A 14420-nucleotide genomic window follows, 5' to 3' on the forward strand; every position below is an offset into this window, starting at 1 on the left:
AAATTATGTCTTATAAAATAAAGTTTAAAGGTCCTGAATCATTGAGTGGAAAAGAATTCACATATTGTCCAGGTTGTCATCATGGAATTGTTCATAGATTAGTTGCTGAAGTTATAGATGAATTAGGAATAAGAGAAAAAACTTTGATGGTTGCTCCTGTAGGTTGTTCTGTTTTTGCCTATGAATTTTTTGATGTTGACGGTACAGTTGCTCCACATGGTAGAGCACCAGCAGTTGCAACTGGAATGAAAAGAGCTATGCCTGAAAATGTTGTATTTACTTATCAAGGTGATGGTGACCTTGCAGCTATAGGTACAGCTGAAATATTACATGCTGCTAATAGAGGAGAAAAAATCACAACAATATTTATTAACAATGCTATTTATGGAATGACTGGAGGTCAGATGGCTCCAACGACATTATTAGGTATGAAAACAACAACATCACCATACGGAAGAAGCGCTGAAAATGAAGGTTATCCTTTACATATGGCTGAAATTTTATCAAATTTGCCAGGTGTAGCTTATTTAGCAAGAACAAAAGTTAACAAACCTCAAGATGTTTTAAAAACGAAAAAGATGATAAAAAAAGCATTTTTAGCTCAAATTCAGGGAAAAGGTTTTGGCATGGTGGAAGTGTTATCAACATGTCCAACAAACTGGGGAATTCCTCCAGTTGAATCAAATAAATGGTTAGAAGAAAATTTAGTACCTGAATTTCCATTAGGCGTTTATGTAGATAAGGTGGGTGATGAAAAATGAAACATCATGCATTCATAGCTGCAGGTTTTGGTGGCCAAGGTGTAATGTTATTTGGAAAAATTTTATCATTAGCTGCTATGTATGAAAATTTATATACAACATGGTTACCATCATATGGTCCGGAAATGAGGGGTGGAACGGCTAACTGTACAGTAGTAGTTTCTGAAAAATACATTGCTTCACCTGTAGTTGATCAACCTACAGAAGTTATTGCATTTAATATCCCTTCAATGTATAAATTTGAAAAATTATTGCCTGAAAATGGGATTTTATTATTGAATTCCTCAGTTATAGATAGAGATCCAGAAAGAACGGATGTTCAAATTTATAAAATTCCTGCTAATGATATCGCTGATGAATTGGGAAATGTAAAGGTCCAGAATATGGTTATGTTAGGTGCATATTTAAAAGCAACTAATGCTGTTTCCTTTGAATCTGTAAAAGCTGCATTGGAAAAATCACTAAAAGGCAAAAAAGCAGATTTACTAGAATTAAACTTAAAAGCTATTGAAGCAGGAATGAATGCATTAGTAAAATAAATATAAACCCGGTGAAATTCTTTCACCGGGTTTAATTATTGTTAAAAAAAACCACTTTATTTTTCCCTTTCTCTTTTGCTTCATAAAGAGCTAAATCCGCTTCTTTGATTAATTGATCAATATTTTTATTTCCATCAAACAACGCAAGCCCCTGACTTACTGTTATTTTAATTTTATAACCATTTATACAAACAGTATTATCCTCAATAGCTTTTCTAATTCTTTCACTTACTTTTAATGCATTTTCTTTTGTAATATTAGATAATATTATTAAAAATTCTTCTCCTCCTAATCTTCCTATTAAATCATAAAATCTAACTTTTTTTCTAATTAAATTAATTGTATCCCTCAAAACTTCATCTCCAGCATCATGACCGTATTTGTCGTTCACATTTTTAAAATTATCAAAATCAAGCATTGAAACTACAAATTTTTTATTTTCTCTTTTTGACCTTTCAATCTCTTTTTTTAACAAATCTGTAATAGCTCTTCTATTATAAACACCCGTTAAATAATCAATTAGAGATAATCTCTCCAATTCTTTTATTCTTTTTACTTTTTCCAATCCAATTTTAACTCTATAATTAAGTTCTTCTGGATTAACTGGAGCTAAAATAAAATCATCTACTTCAAGAATTTTTTCATCTAATTTTTTTGTAACTAATATTGTATATACATTATCTATCTTTTTTTTTGAAACAATAATATTGGCAGAATTTATTTCTGCATCATTGTCAAAAATAGTATATTCGAATTTTAATTTTTTTAAATCTTTCTCTTTTATTAAACCTTTTTCTATAGCAATCATAATTTTATTATATCATAAATCTATCCATATTTTACAATTAAATTATTTATTTTTAATCATTCCATGAGTTTCATTTAATTCATTTTTTTGCATCATCAAATAGCTTAAATATTGCTTTACATAAAATTTACATTAATTTGTTGATTTTTTTTTTGCTAAAATTATTTTGAATTAAATAACTATATGTAATAACTTCAAAAATTGTTTCTCTAAAATTTTAAAATAGGAGGATTGTATGTATATTAACAATGGTATTTCTCATGACTCTAGTGATTATTGGAAACAATATAATATGGAATTGCATGATGAAGTAACAGTGTATAATATATAATGTATATTATAATGTTATATCTCCAGATTTTACCAATCCAAATAAAAACATTACAGTGGTATTTAAACAAAATACAAAAAATTTTTTAGGATTATATAATATTGATTTTTATATAGCAGGATACGAAATTTTTTCAACTAAAATAGAATTTAAAAAAGTATTAAATACTTATTGAGGTGATTGATATAAAAAAAATAATTCCACTAAATATAAAGGATTTTTTATACTTTGTTATTTTTGATTGCTTTTATTTTTGGTATATTCTACCTACTTTTGGAACTTCTAAACGTATTTTTAGTTATAAGTATCCCTCAATTTTTTCTATGGGGTTTGTTTTTACTTGTATAATGATTATAATAATTGCAATAATTAGAGAAATATGTATCTTTAAAGAAAGAGAAAAAAGAAAATATATATATTTTTTAACCTCAATCCTTTTATATATAGTTGTAATATATATTTATGCATATTTTATGAATTTTACTTTCAAACAGTTTATAGATATTTTATATTTTAAAATTTCAATAGATCATTTTGTTATAGGTATTGTAGTTAAATATACAGTAAAACATTTAAAAAAAAATAAAGAATAAAAAATCCACATCTGATGATGTGGATTAAGAGTTTTTTATTGTCTTATGAGCTTCCTGTAATTCATTATGAATAATTTTTTTAGCATCATCAAATAGTTTAAATATACTTTTATATTTAATTTCGCAAAAAACAACATTTCCTTCTTTTTCCTTTTTTATGATTCCAGAATTTTCTAAAATTTTAAGGTGTTGAGAAACACTTGACTGAGTTAGTGATAATTCTTCAGAAATATCAATAACATTACATTTTTTTTCATTTAATAATTTTAATATTCTTAACCGTGTAGGGTGTGATAATGCCTTAAATATTTCAGCGACCAATACGCAATCGTCCATAATATTACTCTCCATCGTTTATAAATTTTTGTTTATACCATAATAAGTATAAAGTATTAACTTTACGATAGTTTCAAAACCAAATTAAAAAATTAGTTTTATTTGATTTTTCTTGCCTCTATAATTCCATGAGCTGTTGCATGCACAATACTTCTCGTATGACCTGAACAATCCCCTATAAATTTAAGATTTTCAAATAAATTGTTATTTAATTTTTTACCATAAAATTTTACTTCAACACCATATAAAAGATTTTCTTCATCAGCGATACCTGGTATAATTTGATTTAAATTATCTATAAATTCTATTAAAGATATAGATGTTTTACTTGGAAATACTAGATTCAAATCGCCTAAAACATATTCATTATTACTTAATGTTGGAAAAACTTTCCATAATTTTTTGGTTCTTTTTCCTTTTTTAAAATCTCCATATGTTTGAAGTATAACTTTATTACCTCCAGCTAAAATATTAGAAAGCTTAGCAATATATGATCCATAACCATTTGGGTCGTTAAATGGTTTAGTAAAAGAGTGCGTTACCAAAATTGCAAAATTAGTATTTGTAGATTTTTGATCATGTATTGCATGTCCATTCACAGTTATAAAATCTACATATTTTTCTGTCACAACATACCCAGACGGATTATTACAAAATGTTCTTACTAATTGCCCATTAGATGACTTAAATTTAACTTTAAATTCATATAAAGCTTCATTTAATTCTTTAACTACAATATCTGGTAATTCAAATCTTACACCTAAATCCACTTTCGTGTTAGATAATATTATGTCGGGATATTTTTTCGTTAAAGTGTCAATTAATTTAAAACCACTGCGTCCTACTGCAACATAAACCTTATCAAAATAATCTTTTAGCTCAGATCTAGTTTCTCTATCTATATATTCAATTAATATTTTCTCTTGTACATCAATATTTTTCACAAAAGAATTAAATTTAAAATTAACACCTTTTTTTATAAATTCATTATGTGCATTTTTAAGAAATGTTTTTAATTTATCTGTACCAATATGGAAAAATTCTGACTCAACTAACTTAAAACCATTAATGAAAAATCTTTTTTGTAATTCTTCAATATTCTCTCTTGATCCAACTTCTGGTTCTGTCTCAGATAATTCAGAATAATAATTCACTATTTCTTTTTGCAGTTTTTTATCAAAAAGTATTTCCTCTAAATCTCCTCCCATTTCAGAAGAAACGAACAATTTCCCATCTGCTCTTATACCGCTGATTGAAGATGAAAAAATGTCTTTATTCATTTCAAAAACTATTACCTCATTTTTGGTTGTATCTATTTCCTTCAAAAAACCTACAGTTGCAGCACCAAAACCAATTACAGCAATTCTCATATATTTCTCTCCTTTCTATTTAAGTTATCAAAAAAAATAGACTGAAACCTTAAGGTTTCAGTCTACACTCATTTCTTTATAGTATAGTAACATCTTTTCGGAGATTCAATTTTCTCCTCTTTTTTTAATTTTTTTATTGCTTTATCTACTTCTTTTTTATCAATCCCAGCCTTTTCTGCTATTTCTCCAGCTTTTAACGGCTCTTTTGATTCTGATAATACTTTAACAATTAATTCGATTGTATCCACAAAAACCCCTCCTCTTACAAAAATAATTATATATTAAATATTTTACTTTGTCAATACAATAAAAATCCTACTTTATATACATTATCTAATTTCTTTAATCCATGTGGCGATAACTCTGTTATTTCATATGTTAAATCATTTCCTGCTTCATGTTGCCCTTTGTGTTCTCCATTTTTCCAAAGCTTAGAATGTGATACGTCATACACTATTCCATTAACTGCTACATATGCTTTATTTCCATTTTTTCCGTTAAACTTTTTTAATTCATTTTTATTTAAAGCTATATAGCCAACTTTATATACATTATCTAATTTTTTTAATCCATGTGGTGACAACTTTGTTATTTCATACGTCAAATCATTCCCTGCCTCATGTTTTCCTTTATGTTCTCCATTTTTCCACAATTTAGAGTGAGATACATCATACACTATTCCATTAACTGCTACATATGCCTTATTTCCGTTTTTTCCATTGAATTTTTTTAATTCATCAAAACTATATATTAATATACCAATTGGAAAAACATTATCTAATTTTTTTAACCCATGTGGCGACAACTTTGTTATTTCATACGTCAAATCATTCCCTGCCTCATGTTTTCCTTTATGTTCTCCGTTTTTCCACAATTTAGAGTGAGATACATCATACACTATTCCATTAACTGCTACATATGCTTTATTCCCATTTTTTCCGTTGAATTTTTTTAATTCATCATAAGTAAAAGCTAAAATTCCAATATGATCAATATTTTTTAATTTACTCACACCATGAGGTGAAAGTCTTAAAATTTCAAATGTTAGTTCTGATCCAGCGTTATAGCCTTCATGATATCCTTTTTCCCATGGTTTTTCATAGGTAACATCATACACAATTCCGCTAATTGCAACAAAAGACTCTTTGCTATTTTTTCCATTATTTTCTATTAATTTATTATAAGGAATTATTTTATATTTCACTCCAAATTCATCATAATTTAAATCTACTATATTCACATATTCAGCGTATACAACTAAACTTAAAATAACCATCAATACTAATAATACCTTTTTCATTTTATCTCCTCCTATAATAGCCATGGATCAACCAAATGAATAATTAATAAAATAATTAAAGCAATCCCTATATATCTATGCCATTTAATCCATGTATTTTTAAAAATATTTATTTTACCCAATGTATAAATTAAAAACATAAAAATTATACCTATCCATAAAATCAATCCTGTATGTAAATATAAATTTCCATTTAAAGCCAAATAGCCATGCGTTATTCCAATAACAATTAATAACATTCCGGAGATTTTATGATATTTTTTTAATATCTTCATTATAAATAAAATTAATTTTGCTATTTTTGATTGTTTTTCAGTTATAAAATATTTATGTATTCTTCTGACAAAAAATAAAGATAAATTAAACCCTAAAAAAAATATATTTAATGTTCCTAAAATTTCTACAAATTCTTCCATAAAAACCTCCTATTTAATTAATTTTAAACCCTTTAAATAATTTTTAGCAACTATTTCAGGTTCTATTCCAATAGCATCAACTAAATAGTTAAGTCTAATAATAATATTTTCATTCAAATATAAAGTCAATGGTTTTAATATTTCTTTTATTTCTAGATACTTATTTAACACTTCTTCTCTGACTAATACTGCCGGATTATACAATGGAAAAAAACGTTTATCATCTATTAATACAGTCAATTTATATTTTAAAAGCTTAGCATCTGTCGAATAGACCATTGCTACATCTATCTTTCCCGAGGAAACTGCTTCATAAGTCAATCCTGCTTCCATCGTTTTTACATTTTTTTTAGGAACATTCATATTATACGCTTTAGCCATTGCAAAAAAACCATCAGCTCGTTCATAAAATTCTGGATTAACTCCAAAAATAACCTTATTACCTGCATTAACAAACTTTGATAAATCTGATAATGTTCTTATATTATTTTCTTCAGCAAATTTACTTTTCACAGCCATTGCATAAGTATCATTAAATGGTATCATATTTATCCAAATAATTTTATTTTTCTTATAATCCATTTCAGCAACTTTATTAAATAATTCATAGGGATCATATATATTTTTCGTTTGTTTAAAATACGCCGCCCATGCAGTTCCTGTGTATTCAGAATATATATCTATTTATCCATTCTCAATTGCCGCTCTTAATGGAAATGATGTTAAACCAAATTCTTCTACAACCTTAAAACCCGCATTTTTAAGCAATAATGAAATCATATTTGCGATAACATACCCTTCGGTAAACATCTTCGAACCAACAACAATTGTTTTTGCCGCAAATAAATTAAAGCTTAAAACTAAAACTAACAATACAATAAAAATTTTTTTCATAACAATTCCCCCTTAAAATTCATTTATTAATCCTTTAGAAACCCACTTTTTCTCAAAAAGTTCCAACACAATATCTATTCCTATCGCTAAAACTGATACAGGTAAAGCACCAGCAAAAATAATAGGTGCATTATAATGGGATAACCCCGTGAAAATAATTACTCCTAATCCGCCTCCACCTATTACTGAAGCAACTGTTGCTGTAGCTATGTTTATAATTGCTGAATTTCTTAACCCAGAAAAAATTGCTGGTAACGCAATTGGTATCTCTATTTTATATAAAATTTCTTTTTCATTCATTCCCATTCCTTTTGCAATTTCAATAATTTTCGGGCTGATACTTACAATTCCAGATGTTGTATTAAAAACTATTGGAACTAAACCATATAAAAACAATGCTATAATAGCTGTTAACTTACCTATTCCCATAAATAAAAATATCAAAGCTATAACTGCTACACTTGGTATAGATTGCGTTATACCCGTTATTGTTAAAGCTAAATTAGTATATCTTTTTCGTTTCTCTCTTGTAATATATATCCCTATAAAAACTCCTACAACAACTGACAAAATCCATGAAATAAAAAAGATAAATAGATGTTCTAATGTTCTTTGCATAACAACATCAAAATTATTTATAAAATATGAAAATAAATCCATTTTAATCCTCCATAATCGATTCGTATTTTAACACTCCTAAAACCTTTCCATTTTTCAAAACAGGTAAATAATTAATATTTTTCTTAAACATAATATTTATTCCTTCTAAAACACTATCATTATAATTAATATATTCTTTTCTTAACTTCTTTATATTATTATTTATAAAAAAACCTGCATATTCATTATTATATAAAATATAACAATTCTTTTTTAACTTATTTATTTCATCTAAAGAGCTTATTAAAGCATAATCATCATCTATAACTTTTTCCACTTTAACAAATTCTAAAAAGTTTAATTTAGCATTTTTACCTAATAGTTCTTTAACAAAATCATTTTTTGGATGTTTAATTATATTAACTGTACTACCAAATTGAACTAATTCACCATTATTAAAAATAGCAATTTTATCTCCTAATTTAATTGCCTCTCTTATATCATGTGTAACAAAGACAATTGTTTTTTTTTATTTATTTTGTATATCCAACAAAACATCTTGTAAAATTTCTCTATTAATCGGATCTATGGCCCCAAAAGGTTCGTCCATCAACAAAATTTTTGGATCTGCTGCTAATGCTCTTGCTACACCTACTCTCTGCCTTTGACCACCTGATAATTCTAAAGGATATTTATTAACTACTGAATCATAATCTAAATTTACAAGTTCCAAAAGTTCCTTTACTTTTTCCTTTATCTTTCTTTTGTTCCAACCCAAAAGCTTTGGAACTACCACAATATTATCGAAAACATTATAATGAGGAAATAATCCAATTTCTTGAATTACATAACCTATCCCTCGTCTCAACTGAATTTTATCAATATCATCAATCGAAACACCATCAAAAAATATTTCTCCTTCACTTCTTTCCACTAATCTATTCAATAATTTTAATGTGGTTGTTTTTCCACACCCAGATAGCCCTATCAAAACTGTTATTTTTCCATCTTCAATTTTTAAATTCAAATCTTTTACTGCAAATTTATCATTATATTTTTTAGACACATTTTTTAATTCAATACTCATAATGTCCTCCATTAATTAAGCTTAACTTTCAAACCTTTTGGTGTGATTAATTCCTCAAATTTTAGCATAATATAATTAAGACCAACTCCTAAAACTGCCAACAAAATTACACCTGTGATAATCATTTCATATCTTCCTCTACTTAACCCCACAAAAATAAAATATCCTAAACCTCCAGCTGCAATATAATATCCTATAGTTGCAACTCCGACACCCATAACAACAGAATTTCTTATTCCAGACATAATAATTGGAATTGAAAGTGGCAATTTTATTTTAAATAAAATTTGCCTTTCATTCATTCCCATTCCTCGTGCAGATTCAATAATACCTTTATCCAAAGTATGAATTGCAACTAAAGTATTTCTAATCATTGGAAGAAGTGAATAAATTACTAAAGCAATAATAGCAGGAGGTCTTCCTAAACCCATATGGAAAGGAGCAAGAAGTATAACCATTATACCAAATAATGCTGGACTTGGAATTGTCATCAAAATCCCTGCAATATATAATACAATTTTAGACATTTTTTGATTTCTAGAAACAATGAAACCTATTCCAATGCCGATTATAACAGCAAAAGGTAACGCAATTCCAATTATACGAATATGATTTATTAATTCTTTTATTATCTTTTCATAATTATAAGACAAATAAGTTAAATATGACATTGTTCCACCAACTTTTCTGATATCATATTTATTATATCAGAAAATTATAATAATTTCAATTTTATATTAATATTTATATTCATATAACAAAATCAAAATTATGATTTATTTCATAAATTTTATCTTGATTATATTCAAAAGTTTTTATTTTTGCTGGAATTCCAGCAACAAGGCAATTAGATGGAATATTTTCTAAAACAACAGAATTAGCCGCGACAACAGAATTATCTCCTATTGAAATATCTCCTAATATTTTAGAGCCTGTTCCTATAATCACATTTTCTCCTATATCAGGGTGTCTTTTACCTTTTTTAATATGTTTTGCCCCAAGAGTCACTTGATGATATATTAAAGTGCCACTCCCAACTGTGGCTGTTGATCCTATTATTATCCCTATTCCATGGTCAATGACAATACCAGGAGCTAGCCTAGCAGCAGGATGTATATCCATAGAATATAATATTTTGCTTATCATATATAAAAAATAAGAAATAGGATAGATTTTATATTTATAAAAATAATGATAAATTCTATAGAAAACTAATCCATGAAAAGCTGTATTAAAAAGTATTACACCTATTTTATATTTTGAAGCAGGATCCTTCTTTAAATATTCATTTAGATCTTGATTTAAGTAAATAAATATATTGAAAAAATCCAAAATAGCATTTATTATTATTTTCATTGTTTTCCCTCCAAATGCGAGTGGTTTTATCGTATTTATTATAACATAAAATTAGATGATTTTTATCAAGTTTTATGTTAAAAAAAGATAAAAATAAAAACCCATACGGGTTTTTATTTTAGAATACCTTTAATTATTAGTTCTGTCGCTTCATCTTCATTAAGTCCTTTTGCCATTAATGTTTCTAATTGCTGTGGATTAACCCTTCCTACAGAAGCTTCATGAGTTAATTCTGCTAAATCATTATTTACTCTCAAAATTGGAATGGTACTTACATGAACATTTGAACCTTTACTGATTTCTGTACATTCAATATGTCCTTTTGAATATGGCGCATTACCATAAGCTTCATTGATAACTTCTGCATTTGTTGAGTCTTGAGCAAAAACATATGTTTTTGCAATTCCAGAAGATTTTTCACCATTTAAATTTACTATTTCTTTTATTTCAATTTTATCGTCATTTTTTCCCCAGACCTTTGATTCTAATAGCGCTTTTGCATCTTCATCTAAATCAACAGTCATATGAATTTTCAAATTTCCTGCTCTTGATTTTGTTAATTTAAATCTACTATCAAAAACAGAGTTTTTTGAAACTTTTGTATAATAATATGTTTCTAAGAATATTCCATCTTTTTCATTATGAAAATGTTCATCTTCCATAAATACAACTGAATTTTCATCAATATACATTTCTGATTCCATTTTATGATGAATTTTACCAAACGGAAATGAACAATGTGATAAAAATTTTATGTCACAATTTTTACCAATTTTATATGTGGATTTTATATATTGTTCTCCCTGTTTTTTTAGAAAACCAACACACATGTGTATAGGTTTATCAAGTTTTAAATTGTCTTCTATTATCATTTCATATTCAACTTTTCCATTTTCTGCACTTTTAACATTTATAGTTATACCATCAACTGTATTTTTACCAAGTATTTTATCTCCGCTTATAATTATAGATACTATGTCTTTGCTTAATAAATTGCTAATATCACCACCAGCTTGCTCATATGCTTTTTCAATCATTTCAAATTCTTTTGCATAGTTTTTTTCTATATTCATAATTTCACCTCGTCTTCTGTGAATTCAACTGGAACATTTATATGAGCGCAGTTATCACATGTAGATTTGTAAACTTCAGAAACTTTTTTAGGATCACCTTCAGCTTTTATTTTTCCAGAACAAATAAGGAAAGCTTCATCAGCAATTTCAGCTATTTCTTCTCTATGTGTTATACTTAAAACAGTTCCACCAGTTGAGGTTATTATTTTAAATATCCTTTCAATCATAATATTTGACATCATATCTATACCAGAATCTGGTTCGTCAAAAATTGCGAATCTAGGCTTTAAAATAATTAGTGAAGCCAATTCAATTCTTTTTCTTTCTCCACCAGATAGTGTTTTATCTACTTTTCTATGTAAATAAAAGGGATTTAATCCTACTAAATTCAATATTTCTATTAATTCAGAATCACTTAAGTTTATTCTCTTACCTAAAGTTAAATATTCTCTGACCCCTAATCCTTCGTATCTTACAGGCTCTTGCCAGGCCATTGTTATTCTAAGTTTTGCTCTTTCTGTTATATTAAGATTTGTGATATCTTTACCGTTAAAAATTATTTGACCACCATGTTTTCCAATATATCCATTCAATCCCATTATTATTCTTGCTAATGTAGATTTTCCAACACCATTATTTCCTAAAACGGCATAAATTTTACCATCTTCGAACTTATAAGAAATATCTTCAAGTATCTTTCTTGTACCAGTTTTAAAACTTATGTTTTTTAATTCGAGCATTTTGCTTCCTCCTCAACATATCAATATACGAAATTTATATTCATTATAATTTTATCAAATTATTGTAAAATTTTTTGATATAAAATGCCTGAAAAATAAGAGTTTGTAAAAAAAGTATTAATATGTTATAATTCTCACTGAATATATATTAGAGGTGGTTCTTATGAATAATCAATATATGTTGAAAACTGAGTATTTTGATATAGTTTATAAAATAATTAAATCAAGGAGAAAAACACTTTCGATTATAATTGATGAAACTGGTGAGGTTTTAGTTAAAGCACCAAAATGGCTACCAGATTTTGAAATTAAAAAATTTGTTTTTGATAAAAGAATTTGGATTGTTTCAAAGATGATGAAATTTAAAGAGAAACCCTTAATAAAAAGAAAATATGAAAGTGGAGAAGAATTTTTATTTTTGGGAAAGAATTATAAATTAATTACTATCGAAGGAAATTATGATATTGGTATCCAGGATGGTTTCCTATATATTTCTTTAAAAAAAGAATTCTTTGATAATACAGAATTAAAAAAAACAATGATATTAAAATGGTATAAAAATGAAGCAAAAAAGATTATAAATAGAAGATTAGAGTACTATTCTAAACTGATGAAATTAAAATATGGCAAGGTGTATATAAGAGATCAGAAAACACGTTGGGGAAGTTGTTCTGGGAAAAATAATTTGAGTTTTAACTTTAGAATTATAATGGCTCCAATGAGAAAATTAGATTACATTATTGTTCATGAATTAGCTCATATAGTATATAAGCATCACCAAAAAGAATTTTGGGATTATGTATCAATATATTGTAATGATTATCAAGAATCAAAAAAATGGTTTAGAGAAAATGGCAACAAATTAACATTATAGGAGGTGTCATATGATTGATATTATTGATATTATTAAAGAAAAAAATAAAATTTATGCAATTTCTGAAACAAGTCCTTTTTATCCAGATGGTAAAGGCGGACAATTAGGTGATAGAGGAAAAATAGGCTCTGCTGATGTTTTATTTGTTGAATATAAAAATAACAAATTTTATCATTTAATTGATAAAGAGATTAAACCTGGTAAATATGAAGCTGAAATAGATCTTAAAAGAAGAAGAATGATTGCACAACAACATACTGCTCAGCATATCCTTTCTGCAGCATTTGAACAAATTGCTGACTTAGATACTGTAGGTTTTAGAATAGCGGAAGAATATACCACCATAGATTTAGAAATACCTAATCTTCCTGAAAACATTGAAAAAGATGTAGAAATTTTATCCAATAAAATAATTCAACAATGTTTGGATGTAAATGAAATAATTATTACTAAAGATGAAATAGCAAGATTTAAATTCCGAAAACCTTTAAGTGACAAAATTCAAGGAAAAATCAGATTAATAAAAATTGGTGATTTTGATATAAACCCATGTGGTGGATTTCATGTAAAAAATACTGGTGAAATTGGTTTAGTAAAAATAATATCAAAAGAAAAAGTTAAAGGAAATCTTACAAGATTGTATTTTTTAGCTGGATTCAGAGCCATAAATGATTATGATAAGAGAATAAAAATTACAAAAAATATCTCAAATCTATTAACGGCAAAAATTGAGGATACTCCATTAAGAGTAGAAGAAACTCTAAATAAAATGAAAGAATACAAATCAAAATATGAAAAATTAAACGAAAAATATGCTGAATTAATAGCCAAAGATATTTTTTCAAAAGCAGAAAGTATTAATAATATAAAGTTTATTTATTTAGAAACCGAAGAAGATTTTGTAAATTATTTACCAAAATTTTTACCTATGAATGAAGTTTTATATATAGTAAAAAAAGATAATCGATTAGAAATCTCATCTGGAATTGTAAATTGCAAAGAATTGATAAACAATATTAAAAACGATTACTCAGAAATAAAAGGCGGTGGAGGCGTGAATCGCGGAAGCCTTATCGGAAATATAAAAATCGAAGATATTAAAAAATACTTATAGCCAGAACTTTTGTTCTGGCTATTCAAAAACCACATTATTTCTTCCTAATTCTTTTGCTTTATATATAAATTATTATCTGCTCTTGATATAAAATTATCTATGTTTTCTCCTTCTTTATAAATAGTAGAACCTATACTTATTGTTATTTTTATATTGTTATCATTAAATTTAAATGTAGTTGATTCAATAGTTTTTCGAATTATATCCATCAAATTTAACTCTTTCCTC

18 protein-coding genes and 1 pseudogene are annotated in these 14420 nt (G+C 26.6%); 4 read left to right on the forward strand and 15 right to left on the reverse strand.

Annotated features, from left to right (window positions below):
- The first annotated feature begins 5 nt into the window (after positions 1–5).
- Positions 6–761 (forward strand): thiamine pyrophosphate-dependent enzyme, encoded by a 756-nt coding sequence (locus tag BUA62_RS03185; RefSeq protein ID WP_072863370.1) that lies wholly within the window; start codon positions 6–8, stop codon positions 759–761.
- A complete protein-coding gene (locus BUA62_RS03190; RefSeq protein ID WP_072863372.1) occupies positions 758–1300 on the forward strand; it encodes a 2-oxoacid:acceptor oxidoreductase family protein in 543 nt (180 codons plus the stop codon). The genes BUA62_RS03185 and BUA62_RS03190 overlap by 4 nt, the downstream gene beginning before the upstream one ends.
- A 31-nt stretch (positions 1301–1331) precedes the next feature.
- Here BUA62_RS03190 and BUA62_RS03195 read toward each other — a convergent pair whose 3' ends face one another.
- The 14 genes and pseudogenes from BUA62_RS03195 to BUA62_RS03260 form a co-directional block, all read right to left on the reverse strand.
- Positions 1332–2108, reverse strand: coding sequence for a GGDEF domain-containing protein (locus BUA62_RS03195; RefSeq protein WP_072863374.1), 777 nt, complete (start codon positions 2106–2108; stop codon positions 1332–1334).
- A gap of 948 nt (positions 2109–3056) precedes the next feature.
- The gene (locus tag BUA62_RS03205; protein WP_072863378.1) at positions 3057–3368 is read right to left on the reverse strand and encodes an ArsR/SmtB family transcription factor; all 312 of its coding nucleotides are present in this window, start codon (positions 3366–3368) and stop codon (positions 3057–3059) included.
- A 98-nt stretch (positions 3369–3466) separates the two neighbouring features.
- Complete coding sequence (locus BUA62_RS03210) at positions 3467–4738, reverse strand: NAD(P)/FAD-dependent oxidoreductase (protein ID WP_072863380.1); 1272 nt, start codon at positions 4736–4738, stop codon at positions 3467–3469.
- A gap of 68 nt (positions 4739–4806) precedes the next feature.
- The gene (locus BUA62_RS03215; protein WP_072863382.1) at positions 4807–4986 is read right to left on the reverse strand and encodes an HTH domain-containing protein; all 180 of its coding nucleotides are present in this window, start codon (positions 4984–4986) and stop codon (positions 4807–4809) included.
- Between the two features lie 50 nt (positions 4987–5036).
- On the reverse strand, positions 5037–6038 hold the full coding sequence (locus BUA62_RS11640) for a cytochrome b5 domain-containing protein (RefSeq protein WP_072863385.1): 1002 nt from the start codon (positions 6036–6038) through the stop codon (positions 5037–5039).
- A gap of 11 nt (positions 6039–6049) precedes the next feature.
- A complete protein-coding gene (locus BUA62_RS03225; RefSeq protein WP_072863388.1) occupies positions 6050–6454 on the reverse strand; it encodes a hypothetical protein in 405 nt (134 codons plus the stop codon).
- A 9-nt stretch (positions 6455–6463) separates the two neighbouring features.
- Positions 6464–7348 (reverse strand): annotated as a pseudogene (locus tag BUA62_RS03230) (ABC transporter substrate-binding protein).
- A gap of 12 nt (positions 7349–7360) precedes the next feature.
- On the reverse strand, positions 7361–8008 hold the full coding sequence (locus BUA62_RS03235; RefSeq protein WP_072863391.1) for an ABC transporter permease: 648 nt from the start codon (positions 8006–8008) through the stop codon (positions 7361–7363).
- A 1-nt stretch (position 8009) separates the two neighbouring features.
- Positions 8010–8285 carry a CBS domain-containing protein gene (locus tag BUA62_RS11645; protein WP_200782287.1) on the reverse strand — a complete coding sequence of 92 codons (276 nt, stop codon included), beginning with the start codon at positions 8283–8285 and terminating at the stop codon, positions 8010–8012.
- Positions 8286–8477: 192 nt separating this feature from the next.
- The gene (locus tag BUA62_RS11650) at positions 8478–9035 is read right to left on the reverse strand and encodes an ATP-binding cassette domain-containing protein (RefSeq protein ID WP_200782288.1); all 558 of its coding nucleotides are present in this window, start codon (positions 9033–9035) and stop codon (positions 8478–8480) included.
- A gap of 11 nt (positions 9036–9046) precedes the next feature.
- Positions 9047–9706: an ABC transporter permease gene (locus tag BUA62_RS03245; RefSeq protein WP_072863393.1), complete on the reverse strand. Its 660-nt coding sequence runs from the start codon at positions 9704–9706 to the stop codon at positions 9047–9049.
- Positions 9707–9785: 79 nt separating this feature from the next.
- Positions 9786–10391 (reverse strand): serine O-acetyltransferase EpsC, encoded by a 606-nt coding sequence (gene epsC, locus BUA62_RS03250; protein ID WP_072863395.1) that lies wholly within the window; start codon positions 10389–10391, stop codon positions 9786–9788.
- 113 nt (positions 10392–10504) lie between these two features.
- Positions 10505–11464, reverse strand: a complete 960-nt coding sequence (locus tag BUA62_RS03255; protein WP_072863397.1) for a SufB/SufD family protein — start codon at positions 11462–11464, stop codon at positions 10505–10507.
- Entirely contained in the window at positions 11461–12204 is a 744-nt protein-coding gene (locus BUA62_RS03260; RefSeq protein ID WP_072863399.1) for an ATP-binding cassette domain-containing protein, read from the reverse strand. Before BUA62_RS03260 ends, BUA62_RS03255 begins: the two co-directional genes overlap by 4 nt.
- Before the next feature lie 163 nt (positions 12205–12367).
- Here BUA62_RS03260 and BUA62_RS03265 point away from each other — a divergent pair, with 163 nt between their 5' ends.
- Together BUA62_RS03265 and BUA62_RS03270 are read left to right on the forward strand one after the other, a co-directional pair.
- On the forward strand, positions 12368–13078 hold the full coding sequence (locus BUA62_RS03265) for a M48 family metallopeptidase (RefSeq protein ID WP_072863401.1): 711 nt from the start codon (positions 12368–12370) through the stop codon (positions 13076–13078).
- A 10-nt stretch (positions 13079–13088) separates the two neighbouring features.
- Complete coding sequence (locus tag BUA62_RS03270; RefSeq protein WP_072863403.1) at positions 13089–14192, forward strand: alanyl-tRNA editing protein; 1104 nt, start codon at positions 13089–13091, stop codon at positions 14190–14192.
- A gap of 44 nt (positions 14193–14236) precedes the next feature.
- On the opposite strand, the gene BUA62_RS03275 is transcribed toward BUA62_RS03270, so the two are convergent.
- Positions 14237–14420, reverse strand: a 184-nt coding sequence (locus BUA62_RS03275) for a diguanylate cyclase domain-containing protein (protein WP_143148313.1), incomplete at its 5' end; no start/stop codon positions are given.

Source organism: Marinitoga hydrogenitolerans DSM 16785 (assembly GCF_900129175.1).
In the GTDB taxonomy this organism is placed as follows: domain Bacteria; phylum Thermotogota; class Thermotogae; order Petrotogales; family Petrotogaceae; genus Marinitoga; species Marinitoga hydrogenitolerans.